The organism is Leifsonia xyli, from assembly GCA_001647635.1.
Classification (GTDB): domain Bacteria; phylum Actinomycetota; class Actinomycetes; order Actinomycetales; family Microbacteriaceae; genus Leifsonia; species Leifsonia xyli_A.
This window is the reverse complement of sequence record CP014761.1, coordinates 2,639,354-2,656,922: the sequence shown is the minus strand read 5'-3', so window position 1 is coordinate 2,656,922 and position 17,569 is coordinate 2,639,354. Positions and strand designations below refer to the sequence as shown.

Annotated in this window: 14 protein-coding genes and 3 pseudogenes; 15 read left to right on the top strand and 2 right to left on the bottom strand. The window is 68.4% G+C overall.

Going from position 1 to position 17,569, the window contains the following annotated elements; genetic code table 11:
• The first annotated feature begins 162 nt into the window (after nt 1-162).
• From A0130_13155 to A0130_13100, 12 genes and pseudogenes are all read left to right on the top strand, one after another.
• A pseudogene (locus tag A0130_13155) lies at nt 163-1,044 on the top strand (aquaporin).
• A 1,013-nt stretch (nt 1,045-2,057) separates the two neighbouring features.
• A complete protein-coding gene (locus tag A0130_13150) occupies nt 2,058-2,852 on the top strand; it encodes a sugar dehydrogenase (GenBank protein ID ANF32492.1) in 795 nt (264 codons plus the stop codon).
• 26 nt (nt 2,853-2,878) lie between these two features.
• Nucleotides 2,879-4,588: pseudogene (locus tag A0130_13145) on the top strand (glucoamylase).
• Nucleotides 4,589-4,654: 66 nt separating this feature from the next.
• Nucleotides 4,655-5,986, top strand: coding sequence for a pyridine nucleotide-disulfide oxidoreductase (locus A0130_13140; GenBank protein ANF32491.1), 1,332 nt, complete (start codon nt 4,655-4,657; stop codon nt 5,984-5,986).
• Nucleotides 5,983-6,438: a hypothetical protein gene (locus A0130_13135; protein ANF32490.1), complete on the top strand. Its 456-nt coding sequence runs from the start codon at nt 5,983-5,985 to the stop codon at nt 6,436-6,438. Before A0130_13140 ends, A0130_13135 begins: the two co-directional genes overlap by 4 nt.
• An 11-nt stretch (nt 6,439-6,449) precedes the next feature.
• A complete protein-coding gene (locus tag A0130_13130; protein ANF32489.1) occupies nt 6,450-7,082 on the top strand; it encodes a hypothetical protein in 633 nt (210 codons plus the stop codon).
• Nucleotides 7,079-8,743, top strand: coding sequence for a glucose-methanol-choline oxidoreductase (locus tag A0130_13125; protein ID ANF32488.1), 1,665 nt, complete (start codon nt 7,079-7,081; stop codon nt 8,741-8,743). The genes A0130_13130 and A0130_13125 overlap by 4 nt, the downstream gene beginning before the upstream one ends.
• A 26-nt stretch (nt 8,744-8,769) precedes the next feature.
• Nucleotides 8,770-10,605 (top strand): hypothetical protein, encoded by a 1,836-nt coding sequence (locus A0130_13120; protein ANF32487.1) that lies wholly within the window; start codon nt 8,770-8,772, stop codon nt 10,603-10,605.
• Nucleotides 10,595-11,704, top strand: a pseudogene (locus tag A0130_13115) (hypothetical protein). Before A0130_13120 ends, A0130_13115 begins: the two are co-directional and overlap by 11 nt.
• A 581-nt stretch (nt 11,705-12,285) precedes the next feature.
• Nucleotides 12,286-12,558, top strand: coding sequence for a hypothetical protein (locus A0130_13110; protein ANF32486.1), 273 nt, complete (start codon nt 12,286-12,288; stop codon nt 12,556-12,558).
• A gap of 180 nt (nt 12,559-12,738) precedes the next feature.
• A complete protein-coding gene (locus A0130_13105; protein ID ANF32485.1) occupies nt 12,739-12,945 on the top strand; it encodes a hypothetical protein in 207 nt (68 codons plus the stop codon).
• A 107-nt stretch (nt 12,946-13,052) separates the two neighbouring features.
• A complete protein-coding gene (locus A0130_13100; GenBank protein ID ANF32484.1) occupies nt 13,053-13,328 on the top strand; it encodes a hypothetical protein in 276 nt (91 codons plus the stop codon).
• Nucleotides 13,329-13,375: 47 nt separating this feature from the next.
• Here A0130_13100 and A0130_13095 read toward each other — a convergent pair whose 3' ends face one another.
• Nucleotides 13,376-14,296 carry a hypothetical protein gene (locus A0130_13095; protein ANF32483.1) on the bottom strand — a complete coding sequence of 307 codons (921 nt, stop codon included), beginning with the start codon at nt 14,294-14,296 and terminating at the stop codon, nt 13,376-13,378.
• A gap of 120 nt (nt 14,297-14,416) precedes the next feature.
• On the opposite strand from A0130_13095, the gene A0130_13090 reads away from it, so the two are divergent.
• Nucleotides 14,417-15,298 (top strand): hypothetical protein, encoded by an 882-nt coding sequence (locus tag A0130_13090; protein ANF32482.1) that lies wholly within the window; start codon nt 14,417-14,419, stop codon nt 15,296-15,298.
• A gap of 19 nt (nt 15,299-15,317) precedes the next feature.
• On the opposite strand, the gene A0130_13085 is transcribed toward A0130_13090, so the two are convergent.
• Nucleotides 15,318-16,418, bottom strand: coding sequence for a Zn-dependent oxidoreductase (locus A0130_13085; protein ANF33438.1), 1,101 nt, complete (start codon nt 16,416-16,418; stop codon nt 15,318-15,320).
• A gap of 110 nt (nt 16,419-16,528) precedes the next feature.
• Here A0130_13085 and A0130_13080 point away from each other — a divergent pair, with 110 nt between their 5' ends.
• Entirely contained in the window at nt 16,529-17,083 is a 555-nt protein-coding gene (locus tag A0130_13080) for a hypothetical protein (GenBank protein ID ANF32481.1), read from the top strand.
• A gap of 32 nt (nt 17,084-17,115) precedes the next feature.
• Nucleotides 17,116-17,349, top strand: coding sequence for a hypothetical protein (locus A0130_13075; protein ANF32480.1), 234 nt, complete (start codon nt 17,116-17,118; stop codon nt 17,347-17,349).
• Nucleotides 17,350-17,569 lie beyond the last annotated feature (220 nt).

Genomic DNA, 17,569 nt, shown 5'->3' with positions numbered 1-17,569 from the left:
CCTCCCCCGCCTTCCCCAGCCCGGTAGCCGGGCAAGAGGTATCCGCCCTGGATTTCATCCCCATCCAACTCGGTTCCCAGGTTTTCATTGCGCAATCGCAAACGTTGCGTAACAATCATCATATCGACGTGGCGACACGCCGCTTCCCCCTGGAGGTGTGTAATGTCCGATGACACCATCCCGGTGCTAGTCCGAAGCTGGGGGCTCAAACGCCGCAGCGGCCTGTGGGGCGAGTGCCTCGCGGAGTTTCTGGGAACATTCGTCCTCATCGCGTTCGGCGACGGTGTTGTCGCGATGGCGGTGGCCGCGTTACCGGGATCAGGCCGCACTGAAGGACCGACCACATTCTTCTTGGGAACCGGTGACTGGCTCCTGATCACGTGGGGATGGGCGATGGCAGTCGTGTTCGGCATCTACGTCGCCGGCGGGGTTAGCGGCGCCCACCTGAATCCCGCCGTGACACTGGCGTTCGCAGTGCGCCGCGGCTTCGCGTGGGTGAAGGTGCTTCCATACATGCTCTCGCAGCTGCTCGGGGCCTTCGTCGGAGCAGCCCTCGTGCTGGGCGTGTACGCGGCCGCGATCGGTGCCTTCGATACGGCGAGCAAGGGACCCAAGGTCAACGGGCATACGCTTGCCTCCTTCTCGATCTTCGCCACCTTCCCCGCCCCGTACTATGACGGCAACATGTGGGGGCCACTGTTCGATCAGATCGTCGGGACCATGTTCCTGGTGCTGCTCGTCGTGGCGGTCATCGACCTCAGGAACACCGCCGTCCAATCGAACCTGGGGCCACTGATCATCGGCTTCGCGGTCGCCGCGATCGGCATGTCTTACGGCGCCAACGCCGGATACGCCATCAACCCCGCCAGAGACCTGGGCCCACGGCTCCTGGCCTGGCTCGCAGGATGGGGCGATCTGGCCGTGCCCGGAAACGGGCCCTGGTTCAGCGGATACATGTGGGTTCCCATCCTGGGACCGTTGATCGGCGGGGTCATCGGTGTGCTGATTTACGATCTGTTCATCGGCGATGTCCTGCACAGCCGCCTGCTCCGCGCCGGGCGCCCCGCCCCGGAAACCACCGGGCCACCCTTCCAGCCACCCGGACCGGACACCGAAGAACCTCGGGCCCATTCCCCGGCCTGAGCCACCCGTCGGGCAAACGACCGGTGCGGGCGGGGAGGGGTGCTCCCCCACCCCCCTCCCCGCTTCGGGAACCTTGCAGACGCGATTACCCGACAGTCCCCGACGCGGGCCGACGGCTGACGGTGAGGGCAGAGCCGAATGTATCCACGGGCGCCGCACCCGCCCTGCCACCGGCGGGCGGAGAGCCGGGTTGCGACAGTGAGCTACAGTCCCCACTCATCGAAGTTGTCCTCGTCGAGCACAAGCGAACCGACGCCGATGGATCCGCCGGTCGGCGCGTCCTCGTCCACATCGACAGTCTCGAATCGCAGGTGCATTCGCCCTGTGACCAATACGTCGAGCGTCCGCCCCGCTACCGGCAGTGAGACGAAGTCACCTCCACTGATCACAGCCGACTGAATGCGTTGCCGTACGGACGCCAGGTCAGCGAGAGGGCCGAAGCGCCTGCCTTGAATGTGAACGTACGACACCATCACTTCGACTACCGTCTGCTCCCGGGCACCGGACCACTGCGGTCCACTGACAAGCTCATTGCGCATCCGCAATCATCAGGCTGCATATTACCGAAGGGCTTACCCGGCGACCATCCTGTCAGCGTGAGAAATCGCTCAGAGGGGCGACCTCTCGCACAGAGCGCCGCGCGGGAACGGAGGCGGCAGGAAGGACGGGACGCTCAGCTTCGGCGACAACATTCGATCGACACCCTGCAGGGATGGTCGCCGACCCGACACTGCCATGCCAAGAACGGTTTCGTAGCCACCATTCGCTCCGACGCGTTCACACGCCGACTCCCAAGCCAAATGAAGCTCTATTGAGCGGATTCCGAGAGCGGGCGACTACCCAAGCCCTGCGGGAGCGAGGCGTTCGCTGGACGCTCGCCGAAAACAGTTGCATTTGCGCAACTGAATGGTTCAATGGGCGGCAAACCAAGGAGGGACCCAGTGGACTTGACCGGCAAAAGCGTCGTGGTGACTGGAGGCAACAGCGGAATCGGGGCCGCAATCGTACGGTGCTTAGCCGCGGCGGGAGCCGCCGTGGTCATCGACTACGTGGCGCGGCCGGAGGACACCGCGGACCTGGTCGCAGAAATCACCGCCGCGGGAGGACGCGCAGTCGGGGTCGAGGCTGACGTCAGCTCACCGGCAGACATCGACAAGCTCATCCGGACCGCCGTCGACGAGTTCGGGAGCCTGGACGCGTTCGTCAACAACGCCGGCATCGAAAAGCGGCACAGCCTTTTGGAGGTCACCGAGGATGCCTTCGAGGAGGTGATGGCCGTCGATCTCAAGAGCGCGGTCTTCGGCACGCAACGGGCCGCGAAGCAGTTCATCGAACAAGGCTCAGGCGGCATCGTCGTGAACGTATCGTCGGTGCACGAGGACTGGCCGATGCCCGGCAACCTCAGCTACTGCGTGGCGAAAGGCGGGATGCGGATGCTGACCCGCACCGCCGGAGTGGAGCTGGGACCGCACGGCGTGCGTGTGGTCACCGTCGCACCCGGAGCGGTGAACACGCCGATCAACTCCGCCACGATGAAAGACGACTCGCTCCGCCAGAAGCTCGAGAACAGCATCCCGCTGCGCACGGTGGCCGACCCCTCGCAGATCGGCGACGTCGTTGCCTTCGTGATCTCCGACGGCGGCTCGTACCTGACCGCCACCACCGTCTTCGTGGATGGCGGCATCATGCACGGAAGTGTGGGCCTGTGAGCGCACCGCGGATCGAGGACTACGCGATGATCGGCGACCTGCACACGGCGGCGATGGTGTCGGTTACCGGGTCGATCGATTGGCTGTGTCTGCCCCGGTTCGACTCCGCCGCGTGCTTCGCCGCCCTGCTCGACACGGAGGCGGCGGGACGGTGGCGGATCGCACCCGCCGGTAGCGGTCGTTGCACGCGTCGCCGCTACCGCGGCGACACCCTGGTCCTGGAGACCGAGTGGGAGACCGCGGACGGGGTCGTGCGCATCATCGATTTCATGCCGGTGCGTGACCGGGCGGCCGACCTCGTACGAATCGTCGAGGGCGTCTCCGGGACGGTCGCGATGCAGTTCCAGCTGATACTGCGGTTCGACTACGGGCATGTCGTTCCCTGGGTGACCAAGACGGACCGCGGGGTTCGCGCCGTCGCCGGCCCGGACGCGGTTCTGATCTCCTCAGACGTGCCCCTGGCCGGCCACGATTTCCGCACCGTCGCCGACTTCACCGTTAGCCCGGGCGACCGCGTCGCGTTCACGCTCAGCTGGTACCCCAGCCACGAGGAGGAACCAGAGCCAACCGATCCGGAGACGGCGTTGGCCTCGACGGAATTGTTCTGGACCCGCTGGAGCAGTCAGAGCAACGCGTACGGGGCACATCGCGACGCGATCCAGCGCTCACTGATCACTCTCAAGGCGCTGACCTACCTCCCGACCGGCGGCATTGTGGCCGCGCCGACCACCTCCCTGCCGGAGCAGCCCGGCGGGCCGCGCAACTGGGACTACCGTTTCTGCTGGCTGCGCGATGCGACCCTCGCCCTGCAATCTCTTCTGACCGCCGGCTACACCGACGAGGCCAGTTCGTGGCGCAACTGGTTGGTCCGCGCCGTCGCCGGTGACCCCGCCGACCTGCGCATCATGTACGGACTGGACGGTCGTCGCCGCCTCCCAGAACAGACACTGGACTGGCTGGCCGGGTTCGATCATTCCACGCCCGTCCGTGTCGGCAACGCCGCCGCGCAGCAACTGCAACTCGATGTCTGGGGTGAAGTTCTTGATGGCCTCTCTCTCACCCGCACCACGATCGGCGCAGGCGAGGAGGCGTGGGACGTGCAGCGGGCCCTCGTCAGCCATCTGGCTGAGCACTGGCAAGAACCGGACAACGGGCTGTGGGAGATGCGCGGCCCACGCCAACATTTCACCCATTCGAAAGTCATGGCATGGGTTGCCGTCGACCGGATGATCGACGGCGCCCACCAGTTCAATCTCCCCGGCCCGGTACGCCAGTGGGAGCGGCTGCGGGCGAAAATCCGCCGCGACATCCTGGAAAACGGCTTCGACCCAAAGCGGAACACGTTCGTGCAGGCATACGGGTCGAGCGATCTAGACGCCTCCCTGCTGCTGATCCCCCGGGTCGGGTTCCTCCCGCCCGACGATCCACGAGTCGTCGGCACAATCGAAGCCATCGAGAAAGACCTCACCGACGACGGGCTGGTCCTGCGCTACCGCCCCCAAGCCAGCGACGACGGCCTCCCGGGCGGGGAGGGGGTGTTCCTCGCCTGCTCGTTCTGGCTGGTGGACGCACTGATCGGCGCCGGCCGACGAGACGACGCCGAAGCCTTATTCCAGAGACTCCTGGATTTACGCAACGACGTCGGCCTGCTCAGCGAGGAGTGGGACCCGCATACTGCCCGGCAGCTGGGAAACATGCCCCAGGCGTACAGCCACTTCGCGCTCGTACGCAGCGCCTTCCATCTGCTCTCTGGCACCACGACCACCACCCAAGACCGCATCCCGATCGGCAAGGAGTGACCGATGACCCCACCCCATGTGCTCGTGCTCGGCGCCGGGTTCGCCGGCTTCACCGTGGCCAGGGCGCTGCAACGGGAGGCCGCCCGTAACCGGATCCGGCTCACCGTGGTGGACCCGCAGCCGTACTTGACCTACAAACCGCTGCTACCCGAGGTCGCCGGCGGCGAGACCCAGCCGCGTGACACCGTCGTCCCCCTCCGCCACCCGCTTAGGCACGCCGAGCTGGTGCCGGGGTCGGTCGCCTCGGTCGACACGGGCGGCAGAGTCGCGGTCATCTGCACCCTCGACGGCACACAGCGACCCATTCACTATGACCATGTCGTGTTCGCGCTCGGTGCGGTGACGAAGACGCTGCCCATCCCCGGTCTGATCGAGAACGGAATCGGTTTCTCCAGCATCGAGGAGGCCGCCTTCCTCCGTGATCACGTCCTTGACCGTATCCAGTTCGCCGCCGCCAGCACCGACCCGGCCGAGCGGCGGCGGGCGTTGACCTTCGTGTTCGTCGGCGGCGGCTACACCGGAGTCGAGGCGATCGCCGAACTCCAACGACTCGCGGTCACAGAATTCCGTCGCTACCCGGAACTGTACGGGGAACGCATGCACTGGATGCTGGTCGAGGCGGCTGGGCGCATCGCCTCCGAACTCACCGAAAAACTGTCCTCGTGGACGCTCGACCTCCTCCGCCGCCGCGGCATCACGGTGCTGCTCCACACCGAAATGAACAGTTGCCACAACGGCGAAGTCGTCCTGAGCGACGGCTCCACCCATGCGTCGGACACCATCGTGTGGGTCGCCGGCGTCACCCCGAACCCGGTCCTCGATCACATCGACGTGCCCCGCGGCCGCAAGGGCCACGTGCAATGCGATGCGTACCTGCGCGTCGTCCGCAACGACGGGACCCCCGTCGAAGGAGCCTGGGGTCTCGGCGACAACGCGCAGGTGCCCGACCTGACCGTGCATCAACAGCCCGCCTTCTATCCCCCGAACGCGCAGAACGCCATCCGCCAAGCGAGGACACTCGCTCGCAGCCTCCGGAACGCCCTCGCCGGCGACGCGCCCGTCGCATACAGGCACCGGTCGTTGGGCACTCTCGCCAGCTACGGGGGCATGCGCGGCGCCGCAGTCCTGCGCGGGCTGCCGCTTCGTGGTCTGACCGCCTGGGCTGTCGACAAGGTGTATCACGCCCTCGCACTCCCCAGCCCAGGACGCCGGCTTCGGCTCGTGCTCGGCTGGATCGGCAACGGGCTCACCGGCAACCAGGTCGCCCCGGTCAGCTCCTTCCCGGACCCGAAACACCGTTTCCGTCGGGCAGCGAACGAACAGGACAGCAAATGACCCCACGCAAGACCACCACGGCCCTCCATGGCATCGACCGCATGGTCCGGAACATCGAGACGGGACGCTTCGAGCGCTCCCTGTCCGGCCTGTCAGCGGCCGGTTCCCTGGTGACCGCGGCGGAGATCTACTTCGAGCACGACAAGGCCAGCTTCGGCAACCCGTGGATGTGGGCGCCGATCGCGCTCGGACCGGTCGGCGCCGCCGCCGGGATCGCCGGGGCGTTCAGCAAGCGGGCGGCCAAGACGTTCCTCCCGATCGCCGCGGCGACCATCGTCGCGAACGGCCTCCAGGGCACCTACCTGCACGCCCGCGGCATCGCGCAGAAGCCCGGGGGGTGGCGTAACGCCCTCTACAACCTGGAGATGGGTCCCCCGCTCCTTGCGCCCCTGCTCGTCACGGTCGTCGGTGGGATGGGACTTCTCGCCGCGATCCTGAGGCGCGAGAAGTGAGCACCCCGCCAGTGCAGCGCGGGGACGACGTGCCGGAACGGTTCCCCGGGTTCCGTGTGCTCGACCAGGCGCGGCACTGGGACGAGGAGACCCGGGCCGTCGTGCTGGCCCGCGTGGGCCGCCCCTCCGACATCCGCTTCTTCGACGTGACGGAGCAGGCGACGGCGACCGCCCTGTTCGACGAGATCCTCGGCCAGGAAGGCGACGACCGAATCCCCGTGACCGCGATGGTGGATGCGCGACTCGCCGAGAAGCAGACCGACGGCTGGCACTACGACACCATGCCGACGGACCAGGAGTCGTGGCACCGCACCCTCGCCGCCCTCGACGACGACGCGCGCGCGGCGCACGGGTGCACCTTCGCCGACTGCGACCACGAGCGCAGGCGCGCCCTGCTGGAGGTCATCCACACCGGCGACGGCGACTGGCACGGGCTCCACCGCGGGCAAGTGTGGAGCCTGTGGACGCGCTACGCCTGCACCGCGTTCTACAGCCATCCCCGCGCCTGGGACGAGATCGGCTTCGACGGTCCCGCGTACCCGCGCGGCTACAAGAACCTCGGAGTAGGGAAGCGGGAGCCGTTCGAGGTGGAGGACGCCCATCCCGCCCAGCTGCCCATCACGACGGTCGAAGGCGACTCGTGACCGCGCTGCGCGGGGCCGCTGCGGCGGCTCTCGACGGTGTCCGCGACCGCAACCAGTCGGCGTGGCTGCTCACGCCCGACGGGTCGCGCACCCGTCCGGACCTCCGTGACGGGATGCGCCGCTACGCCGACACCGACGAGGTCGACATCGCGATCGTCGGCTGCGGCGCCGGCGGCTCGGTGCTGCTCCAGCGCCTCGCGCGCGCCGGCTGGAGCGCGGTCGCGTTCGACGCCGGCCCGTTCTGGGAACCGGGCCGCGACTGGGTGAGCGACGAGGCCGGATCGCACCACCTCTACTGGACCGAGCCGCGCCAGATCGGAGGCGGCGACCCCGTCCCGCTCGGCTCCAACAACTCCGGCCGCGGCGTCGGCGGGTCCATGGTGCACTACGCCGGCTACGTCCCCCGGTTCCACCCGAGCGACTTCCTCACCCGGACGAACGACGGCGTGGGAGCCGACTGGCCCATCTCCTACGACGAACTCCGTCCGTTCTACGAGGACATCGAGAACGAGCTCCCCGTCGCCGGCGAGGACTGGCCGTGGGGCGACCCGCACTCCTACCCGCACGGACCGCACCCAGTCTCCGGCAACGGCGAGACATTCCTGCGTGGGGCGAACGTGGCCGGGATCACGGCGAAGGTCGGCCCGGTCGCGATCACCAACGGCCGGTTCGGGCACCGGCCGCACTGCATCTACCGCGGCTTCTGCCTCCAAGGCTGCAAGGTCAACGCCAAGGCGTCGCCGCTCATCACGCACATCCCGGACGCGCTCGACCACGGAGCCGAGGTGCGCGCCGACTGCATGGTCTCCTCCATCGAGGTGGATGAGCGCACCGGCCGCGCGATCGGCGTGCACTACTTCCGCGACGGCGTCCCGCGGTTCCAGCAGGCGCGGATGGTCGCGATCGCCGGGTACTCGATCGAGACGCCGCGGCTGTTGCTCAACTCGGCCTCAACGCGCTTCCCCGACGGCCTCTGCAACGAATTCGACCAGGTCGGCCGCTACCTGATGGTCCAGGGCGCGCCGCAGACCGCGGGCCGGTTCTCCGACGAGATCCGGATGTGGAAGGCGCCACCGCCGGAGGTCAGCACGGAGCAGTTCTACGAGACCGACCCGACGAAGCCGTACAAGCGCGGCTACTCCATCCAGACGGTGTCCCCGCTGCCGATCACCTGGGCCGAGCACGTCATGGCGCAGGGCCACTGGGGCGCCGACCTGCGCCGCTACATGTCCGACTACGTGCACTGGGCGTGCCTCGGCGCACTCTGCGAGTTCCTCCCCCAGCCGGACAACCGGGTGACGCTCGCCGACGAGAAGGACCGGTACGGCCTTCCCGTAGCGCACTTCTCGTACACGCAGTGCGACAACGATCGGGCACTGGCGAAGGCGGCGCAGGCGACCATGGAGCGGATCCTCGAGGCCGCTGGCGCGCAGGAGACCATGACCGTCCAGCGCTACGCCCACCTCGTCGGCGGCGCACGCATGGCCGCCGACGAGACGGAAGGGGTTGTGGATGCGAACTGCCGGACGTTCGCCGTCCCGAACCTGCTCATCACCGACGGGAGCGTGCTGCCCACCCAGGGCAGCGCCAACCCCGCCCTCACCATCATGGCCGTAGCCGCCCGCGCGGCCGACCGGCTCATCGAGCGCCCGGAACCCTGAATCGGGCGACCTAAGGAGAGACACACATGGCACAGACGGTCAGCGAGTTCGTGATCGGACGGCTGCGGGAGTGGGGCGTGCGACGCGTCTTCGGCTACCCCGGCGACGGGATCGGCGAGTTCGACGGGATGCTCGGCAAAGCGGAGCGCGCGGGCGAGGGCCTGGAGTACATCCGCCCCACGCACGAGGAGATCTGCGCCTTCATGGCGACGGCGCACGCGAAGTTCACCGGCGAGGTCGGCGTGTGCATCGCCACCTCCTCCCCCGGCGGCTTCCACCTGATGAACGGCCTGTACGACGCGAAGATGGACAACCAGCCGGTGGTCGCGATCGTCGGCCAGCAGGGTCTGAACTCGTTCGGCACCTTCAATCAGCAGGAGAGCAACCTCGAGCGGGCGTTCGACGACGTCGCCGAGTACGTGCAGACGATCGTGTCGCCGGAGCAGGCGCAGGCCGTGGTCGACACGGCGTTCCGCACGGCGATCACCCGTAAGCAGCCGTGCGTGATCATCCTGCCCCACGACGTGCAGGGGCTGAAGATGGCGGAGCCGGGAGCGGAGATGTGGGTCTCGCGCTCGAGCGCCGTGGCCCCGTCCACCGCGATCGCGCCTCCACTCGAGCAGCTGCAGGCAGCCGCCGACATCATCAACGCCGGCGAGCGCGTCACCTTCCTCGTCGGCGCCGGTGCGGTCGGCGCGACGGATGAGGTGCTGCAGGCCGCGCGGCTGTCCGGCGCCGGTGTCGTCACGTCGCTGCGCGGCAAGCAGGTGGTGCCCGGCGACATCTCCTTCCACACCCAGCAGGTGGGCCTTCTCGGCTCACGGCCCAGCTACGACCAGATGCGGGAGTGCGACACGCTCGTGCTGCTCGGCACGAACTACCCGTACGGCCAGTTCCTGCCGGAGACGGGACAGGCGCGGGCCGTTCAGATCGACCTCCGTCCGGAGCAGCTGGGGCTGCGCTACCCCACCGAGGTGAGCATCTGGGCGGACGTCAAGACGGCCCTCGCCGGCCTCCTCCCCCTCCTGCGCCAGAAGGACGACCTGTCCTGGCAGGAGAAGGTCGCCGCGAAGATGCGGGACTGGGATGAGGAGCTCGCTGCCCAGGCCGAGAACCACTACGACGACGGCGTCAACCCGCGGAAGGTCTACGCGCAGCTGAACAAGCGCCTCCCCGCCGGCGCCATCGTCACCTGCGACGCCGGCACCACCGCCGACTGGTACGGCCACTACATCCGGCTGCGCGACGGGATGCGCGGCGACCTCTCCGGCCGCCTCGCCTCCATGCTCGCCGCCATGCCCTACGCCGAGGCAGCCAAGTTCGCCTTCCCCGACCGGACCGTGGTCTGCACCATCGGCGACGGCGCGTTCCAGATGCTCGGGATGAACGAGCTCATCACCCTCAAGAAGTACCTGTCGAGGTGGGACGATCCCACCTTCGTCGTGCTGGTGCTGCACAACGACGACCTCACCCAGGTCTCGTGGGAGATGAGGACCGAGGACGGCAACCCCGTGTGGCCGACGTCGCAGGACGTCGAGTCCGTCGACTACGCGGGCTGGGCCCGGCTGCTCGGGTTCCAGGGCATCGCCGTGCACTCCGACGACGAGATCGAGGCGGCCTGGGACACCGCGCTCGCCCACCGCGGTGTGACCGTGATCGACGCGTACACGGGCAAGAACATCCCACCGCTTCCGCCACACATCACGTACGAGTTCGCCAAGAACACCGGCCTCGCACTGCTGAAGGGCGACCCGGACGGCATCGGCGCGATCAAGGACTCCGCCGCATCGCTCATCACCGAGGGGGTGGAGCGGGTGAAGGACGCACTGCACGTCGACCACCACCACGACCATGGGAACTGATGATGGGGCGCGGCTCCGCGCCATCACGACGGATGCATTCGACGTCCCCACTGCTACCGGTGGGCGCGAACGGCCTGAAAGCGACGGCACAATCACATGGAACTCGACCGGCCTGATCGTCGTGAGGCTGTGCGCAGGCGACGAAACCGGGCTCGGTTTCACCCACGCCCCCACCGCCGCTCTCGGAATCATCCGCGACGTCCTCTGGCCGATCATCGACGGGATGGACACCCGCGACACCGAACGCCTCTTCTGGGCGATGGCCCGCGGCGTCCGCAACATCGGGTGGCGTGGCCTGTGCGCGAGCGCAATCGCGGCCGTCGACATCGCCGCGCACGACCTGGCCGCTCGGCTCGCCGGAGTACCGCTGACCTCTTACCTTGGCGGAGCGCACGACACCATCGCCGCCTACGGCAGCGGAGGCTTCACCGACTACACCGACCGAGAACTGACCGAACAGCTGAGCTCCTGGGCCGAGCACGGACTCCGCGCCGTTAAAATGAAAGTCGGATCCCAGCCAGACGACGACCCGCGCCGCGTCGCCCTCGCCCGCGAGGCCATCGGCCCCGACGTAGAACTCTTCGTCGACGCGAACGGCGCCTACGAACGCAAACAAGCCCTCCACCTCGCTGACCGCTTCTCCGACCTCGGCGTCACCTGGTTCGAAGAGCCGGTGTCCAGCGACGACCGTGCCGGTCTGCGCCTACTCCGCGACCGGATGCCCGCCCCAATCCGGGTCGCGGCCGGCGAGTACGGATACACGCCGGCTGACTTCCGTGACCTCGTCACGGCAGGATGCGTCGACGTACTGCAGGCCGACGCCACCCGTTGCGGCATCACGGGCTTCCGTGTCGCCGCCACGCTCGCGCGCACACACGGCATCCCCCTTAGCGCCCACACAGCACCCGCCTTACACGCCTCCGTGGCCGCCGCATTCGACGGCGCGATCAACGTCGAATATTTCCACGACCACGCCCGCATCGCAGGAGCCTTCTTCGACGGGGTCCCGGCCCTACGCCATGGCGACCTGGTACCGGACCGGGCGGCCCCCGGACACGGGCTCGAACTCAAAGAAGCGGACGCCCGTCCGTATCGGGTCGCATCCTTCACCCGCGCAACTGACCCGAGCGCGGCCGGCGAAGCACCCGACATCCAGCAAGAACAACAAGGAGGAACGAGATGACATATCGGCTGGTTCGGCTTCCCAGCGGCCGAGAAGTGGGCATGACCGGCCTCGGCGACCCCGCCGGAGAACGCTTAGCCGTGCTCCTACACCCGACACCCGGCGCCTCCGGCTTCGACCCCGCACCCGATGTGACGGCGCGCTCAGGGCTCCACCTGCTGACCTTCGAACGCCCTGGCTACGGGGCAACCGAACAAGAAATCATCAGCGTCGCCCAATGGGTGGACGACCTCGCCGGCTACCTGCGCGAAGCTGAGACAAGCGCCCGAGAACGGCCAGCGCACACCACCTATGGCGGAATCGGCGTCATCGGCTGGAGGGAAGGCGGAATCTACGCAGCCGCACTTGCCGCCCGTCACCCACACCTCGTCAATCGGCTCGTCCTAGTCGCAGCGCCCGCCCCATCACGAGCGGCCAACGGGCCGGCCTGGCAGGCCGAACTGACCCCCAACGGCGCGTCCGGCGAGCCGCTCGGTTACCCCGACCGCGTGAAGCGGATGCTGAACACCGCGTTCACACAAGGGGAGGCCGGTACCATCGTCGACCATCACGCGTTCGAAGAGCCCAGCCCGACTCCCCTGCACGTGGAAGCCGACACGCTCATCCTGTACGGGACCGTGGACGCCTACGCCACGGTCCACGACGCACAGTGGTACGCCCACGCCGCGCCCCAAGCGCGAGTCGAACGCCTCAGCGGCGGTGCAGACATCATCGGACGACACTGGCAGCGCATCATCGACTTCGTCAACGCTGAAGCTAACCACGGATGACGGTTGCCCCGCTCGTCAAACATCCCCGGCGGAGCCTGGGCAGCGTTCGCAATCGGGGAATGCGATATTCCTGACTCAGTTCTGCTTGTGGTGGCGATGCTCTCTCTGGTGCTCTGCAGAATCGGAACCCTGCTCGCTTGCCGAATAACGCTCCGACGCCGGGTAGTTGCCGATCCGCTGGTGGGTGCTCCGCACCAGCGGCTCTGTCCCCTCGCGTTCCGTTCCAATGTACGTACCGAGGACATCGGGTTGCGGGCCCTCGCTCTCTCGCTCGGTGTACTGACCATGTACACCGCGTGGCTCAGGTACCTCGGGATCCGACTGCGTGTAGCGACCCTCCCGGTCGTCCCGCCCTTCTTGCTCTCCCATGACGTCACCGCCTCCTAGTTGCGATATCGCAATTGTCCCACGCGATGCAGAGAGACGCCAGCGGATTGTCGGGGTCGCATCGCCTCCGTGGATGGGGCCGCCTGACAGCGCATCCATTGCCCTCGGTGACCGGTTGGACATACCTCTGCAAGCCGTGGAAGGTTCCCCTAACGGACATTTCGCCCTCGAACTCGATATTCCACCCCGGGTACGAGGTCGCCGAGACCACCGATGAGAACCCCGAGCGCGTCGCGATTCTCCAGCGCCTCACCACCGCCTACCTGAGATCAGCACTGAAGGTCGACGAGTCCGCGTGGGAACGGGCCGTCTCGACGATCGAGGCGTCGACAGGCGACGCGTCCACCGGCGACGCGGTTGGGATCGAGCGCAAGGCGGCCTGAGTCGGTGGCAGCGCGGCGGGGCAACCGCCCCGCTGCCACCGGAGGGATCACCGCAGGGTGAGAACCGCCTTACCGGCGACCCGCCCCTCGGCCAGGGCCTCGATCGCGCGAGGGAGCTCCTCCCAGGGGGCGCTGAACCCGAGGTCGGCCCGCAGCCGGCCATCGCCGAGCCGCCCCACGAGGTACCCGAGGTCCGCGCTGATAGGCGATGGCGCGAAAGCCGAGAAGTACGTCCGGATTGTCGCGTTCTCGTGCCCGAAGAAGCTCGTCAGGGACACCCGACCGGGCTCGCGGTCGGAAGCGCCCACGAGGACAACCGTCCCGGACGGCGCGACCTTCCGGATCGCGGCTTCGACGGCACGACCGCCGATGCCGTCGAGGACCAGGTCGAACAGTCCTGGGGCGTCGTCGGCGTCGGAGACCACCTCCTGCGCTCCCAGGGCCGCGAGCTCCCCGGCAGCACTACCACGCCGTGAAACCGCGACCACTTCCGCCCCGCCCAGAGCCGCGAGCTGCACCTGGAACCGACCGAGGCCGCCCGCGGCGCCCAGGACGAGGACGCGCCTGCCGAGCAGCGCGCCTCCCAGCCGGACGGTGTTGAGGGCCGTCCTTCCGGCGATGCCGAGTGTGGCGGCGGCGGCGAGGTCCACCCCGTCCGGGATCTCGGCCAGCCGATCCGTCGGCACGGCGACACGCTCCGCCCAGCCCGCCTGCTCGACGAGCGCCACGACCCGCGAGCCGATCGCCGGGCCCGTGCCGTTCGCCGCGGCGCGGATGACGATGCCCGCGATGTCCTGACCCGGCCGCCACCCGACCGGGCGAGAGCGGAGGAGAGCGAGCTCGCCCCGGTTCAGGCTGAAGGCGTGCACCTCCACGATCGCCTCATCGGGGGCTGCCGCCGGTTCGGGCGTGTCACCGCGGATCACGATCCGCGCCGGATCTTCAGGTGCATTGAAGACTGCTCGCATGTGATGCCTACCTTTCTGTCGTTGCATGACCACGGTAAGAACCGGGAAAGCCCACGACCAAGGGCCACAATGGAATCGGAACGATCACTCACGGTGATCGTTCGTGGCCCGGGAGGATCGATGGAACTACGACAGCTCCGCTACTTCGTGGAGGTGGCGGAGTACCTCCATTTCGGCCGGGCCGCGCAGAGCCTCGGGATTGTGCAAGCCGCCGTGAGCCAGCAGATCAGCCGGTTGGAGCGTGAGCTCTCCCTCCAGCTGTTCGACCGCTCGCACCGTCGGGTTACCCTCACGCGCGACGGGGAGGTGTTCCTGAAGCACGCGCGGAAGGTGCTCGCCGCGGCGGACGAGGCGCAACGCATCGCAGCCGACCTGTCTGCCGGGCGGCGCGGTGAGCTGCGGATCGGCACCAGCGAGCTTCTCGGTCCGCGCCTCGACGCGATCCTCGAGGCCTTCCGGGCGGGGCACCCGCAGGTCCGGCTGAGCTTCGACTCGAAACCGACCGCCTCCAAGCTCGACGACCTGCAGGAGGGTCGGCTCGACGTCGCCTTCGTGCGTGCCGCCGAACCCCGCGCCGGCATCGTCGTGCGGCGGCTCTGGAGCGACGACCTCTTGGCCGCGGTGCCGGCCGGGTGGGCGGACCCGTCCGGGACGATCGACCTTGCGCGCCTCGCCGACCTGCCGCTGTCTCTCGCCGACGGGAGCCGTAACCCGGGCTTCCACGCTCTTATCTGGGAGGCGTGCGCCGCCGCGGGGTTCGCGCCCCGGCCCGGTCCCGCCTTCACGACCCCCCAGGACACGCTCAGCGGGCATGTCGCCGCGGGAGAGTGCTGGACGCTGCTCTACTCATCGGCCCCGCTGACGGCTCCCCCGAGCGTCCGGGTTCAGCCGACGCACCCGCGCATCGCGGTACCGGTCCAGGTCGCGTTCCGGGCTCCCGTGCAGCGGAAGCTGGTCGCCGACTTCGTCGAGGCGAGCCTCCGCCATCGCAACGGATCGTGAGCCCCTCGCTGATGCGCTCCTACTCGAGTGCGATCACGAGCTTCTCGGCCGAGACGCCCTGGCGCATCAGATCCAGCCCGAGCTGCGCGGCCGCCAGGTCCGAGCCGATCACCCGCGGCTGCGGGACGGGGCGGTGTTCCCCTCGGGCCAACGCAACGGGCAGGTAGCCGCCCCACAGCGCCGCCCCGACGGGGCTCGTCGCGATGGAACTTCCCCACACGAAACGCGCGCGAACCCGGCTGACAGCGCACCTGGCCTGCAGCGAAACATTGGAGAGCACCAACCGTGCGAGCAGCCTGCTCCGTTGCCAGGAGAGTCCCCCACGGCGCGGTTGGTCGTAGAAGGAGACGGAGGGGCTCGTGAGCGCCACCCTCCTCGCCCGGGTTAGCGCGGCGATGGCTACGCACGGTTCGGCAGAACCGACCGCGATGGCGACCACACCCGCAACGACCGAGCCGCGCACCGCCTCCACGATCGCCCGAACGACATCAGGCGACCGGTAGTCGAAGACGGCCTCCGCCCCGAGCGCCCGCACTCGCTCATGGTTGGCTGGGGAGGCGGTCGTGATGACCCGGTAACCGGCGGCCTTCGCCAGCTGGATGGCGTTGCCGCCGACCGACGTGGCGCCTCCCCACACGACTACGATCTCGTCTCGCGCGGCCCCAGCCCCGAGAGACGAGTAGTCGAGCCCCAGCTGCCCGGCCTCGAAGAGCGCGGCAGAAGCCGTCGAAAAGGCGAGCGGGAGGACAGCCGCCCGCTCGAACGGAAGTCCGGCAGGGATGCGCGCGGACATCGAGGCCTCCACAGCCACGTACCGCTGGAACCCGCCGCCCGCGCGCGCGTCCCGGCCCTTTTCGATGCCCATTGCGTAAGCGCACACACGGTCTCCGACGGCGAAGGCGTCGACACCGGGGCCGACGGCAACGACCTCGCCCGCGACGTCCTCCCCGAGCACGACGGGGTAATCGAGCCAGCCGTACATCAGCCGCCCGTTCGATTGGACGATTGCGTCGAGCGGATTGATAGCGACCGCCCGCACTCGAAGGACAAGTTGGCCGACTGCGGGTTCGGGGAACGGCGCCTCGCGCACCGCTAGCTCGCCGTACGGTCGATCGAGCATCGCGGCGACGTTGGGAAGAGAGGCGGGGATCGGCACGTGAGCTCCATTCGAGTGACGACACGTAATGTCATCACTGTACCTCTGACGACACGATGTGTCATCATGGGGTCATGCCCCGCTGGTCTCCGAACGCTGCGCTCCGGCTCGAAGAGGCCGCCATGTCCCTGTTCGACGAGCAGGGCTATCAGGCGACGACCGTGCCGCAGATCGTCGAGCGGGCCGGTCTGACCACGCGTACGTTCTTCCGCCACTTCGCCGACAAGCGCGACGTCCTGTTCCTCCGGGAAAGAGAGTTTCCCCAGGTGGTCGGCGCATCGCTGGCCGCTGCACCCCAGACGATGAGACCGCTCGACCTCGTGCGCCTCGGCCTCCGCAATGCGGCACTCGAACTCGAGCCGCTGCGACGGCCGATAGCCAGGCGGCGCCGGATCATCCGGCGCGAGGCGCAACTCCGGGAGCGGGAGCTGCTACAGTACGACCGCCTATCGAACGCCGTCCGCGCGGCCCTCCTCGAGCGCAGGACGGGCCCGCGGGAGGCGCTCCTCTTCGGCCGGCTCTCAGCGCTCGTCTTCGAGCTGAGCCTCGACGAATGGCTGGACGACCCCTCCCGCCGCCTGGCGGACGTCGTCGAGGCAACATGCGCCGACCTCCTGCCGAGCCGATGACAGTTTGAATTCTAAGCATTGAAGTTCTAACCATGTCGGCGAGGATCGAGCGACTGAACCAGTTGGTCCGAGTCGTCGGCTCCGCCGGCCGGTCAGCCGGCGACGCGTGGGTCCGCGACAACGCAGCCATGGCCGCCGCGCAGCGCGAGCTGTTCGGAACCCTCGTCGAGGCCGAGCAGGATCAGCTCATCGCCCTTCTCGAGGAGGTTCCGCACGCCGACCCATCGGCAGCGCCTCCCTCGTCCGCCGGTCGCTCTCGCGGCTGAGCCGGCGCCACCCAGTTCCCCTCACTCAGAAAGCACCGTCCTCGTTTCGGGATGACGGGCGTCATCTGGTCGATGACCGCGACGGAAGCGCTCTACTACGCTCTCGGTGTCGCGCTGCTCCCACGGTCACCACGGGCCCTCCGATGCGCGGCCGTCGAAGCCGCCCAGGCCCCAACGGCCGGAGCGCCCGCAGCGGCCTAGGGCCGGCGGGTGGCATCAG